Genomic DNA, 1273 nt, shown 5'->3' on the forward strand with positions numbered 1-1273 from the left:
GTACATCCAGACTGCCCACAAGATACTCCAGAAGGCTGACGTGTTCCCCGAAACTGGCGAGTATCTCCCGTCAGGCATAGGGAGGGACTACTACACGTTCAGGGAGTACATGCGTGAGCACCCGAGGAAGTTCGTGGTGCTGGTTGTAGATGTCCCAAACAGGAGAGACCTGCATCAGGGAGGCAGAGCTCCGCGGCTGGTGAATACAGCGAAGGGAAGCAGAGCTGCCAGAAGGAAATCAGCACCCTGGCTGGGTGTCAAAGGAGTAAGATAATGGTGCAACGCTTTTCGATGCATCCTCTGGTGGAACGCAGGTACAATAACAACATTGACCTCGTCCATGTGGGACAACGGCCACTCCTAAAAATTACTGGTGTTCCCATTTGCCTATCTCCTTCTCGCCCTGGTCTTCTTTATCCCCTTCCGTGCCCAGTACTCCCGTCTAGCCTTACTCCCGGGCATGACCATTCTCAGCTGATCCTGCCACCGATAGAGAGTTGCTCTTCGGCCAGGTACCTGGAGACGGTACTCCCAGCCCATGCTGCGGTACTCGGAAAGGCCGATGATCTCACCGACAAGGCCGGACGGAGTCTTGACCTTGTCACCAAGGTCGAATTTCGACATCGGCTTGCCCGGTATAACACTCCTAACTGCCATGGATCACCTCACTCCCTTCAAGCTAGTTGAAGGCTTTCTCTTCTTGCGACCAACACGCCCGGCAGTCCTGGCCAGGCTCATGCTCTCCGGCTTCGGGTACCAGTCGGGCGGGTACTCCGCCTCTCCATGCTCCCGGACGTAGTCTACAACAGCATCCTTGGTCCACTCCTTGGGCAAATGTCTCATCTGCCTGATCTCGGCCATGGAGTAGCCATGGTTCAGCATATAGTAGACGATGGTGGCTTCCATCATGCGCGTGTCGGGTATCGCTATCAGGGGAACGAGCAGGGTGTTAGTGCCCGCGTCGTATTTGGGTTTCAGGACCTTCGCTAGCCTGTACTCGGCTTTGGCTGTTGCTGGGACGTCATACTCTCCGGACTTGATAGCCCCGATATGCTTGCATTCCTTCCGTCCGAACTTCCATACAGGACAGCTGCAGCCCCAGTTGCCGTCCTTGTCTACGGCTACGATCCAGTTGCCCTTCCCGTCGCTTCTAGGCACTGGCCAGCGATTGACCCACTTGTCCGTTGCCACTATTTCACTCCACGCAATCCAGAAGAAGCAACACGAGCGCACTTCTTTACCGCGCGCTCTCCGGCCTTCAGCTTTTTCTCGT

The 1273-nt window shown here is 55.8% G+C and carries 3 protein-coding genes; 1 reads left to right on the top strand and 2 read right to left on the bottom strand.

The window, feature by feature from the left end:
* Positions 1-274, top strand: a 274-nt coding sequence (locus HWQ67_RS18890; protein WP_218254242.1) for a hypothetical protein, incomplete at its 5' end; no start/stop codon positions are given.
* A 113-nt stretch (positions 275-387) separates the two neighbouring features.
* Here HWQ67_RS18890 and HWQ67_RS18895 read toward each other — a convergent pair.
* Positions 388-657, bottom strand: a complete 270-nt coding sequence (locus HWQ67_RS18895; RefSeq protein ID WP_218254243.1) for a hypothetical protein — start codon at positions 655-657, stop codon at positions 388-390.
* A 3-nt stretch (positions 658-660) separates the two neighbouring features.
* Positions 661-1273, bottom strand: a 613-nt coding sequence (locus HWQ67_RS18900; protein ID WP_218254244.1) for an SWIM zinc finger family protein, incomplete at its 5' end; no start/stop codon positions are given.

The organism is Candidatus Magnetobacterium casense (genome assembly GCF_019173545.1).
Taxonomy (GTDB): Bacteria; Nitrospirota; Thermodesulfovibrionia; order Thermodesulfovibrionales; family Magnetobacteriaceae; genus Magnetobacterium; species Magnetobacterium cryptolimnobacter.

What these genes read in the sequence shown, in the direction of transcription:
- HWQ67_RS18895 (WP_218254243.1), bottom strand. Translation starts at nt 657, where the DNA reads ATGGCAGTTAGGAGTGTTATACCGGGCAAGCCGATGTCGAAATTCGAC.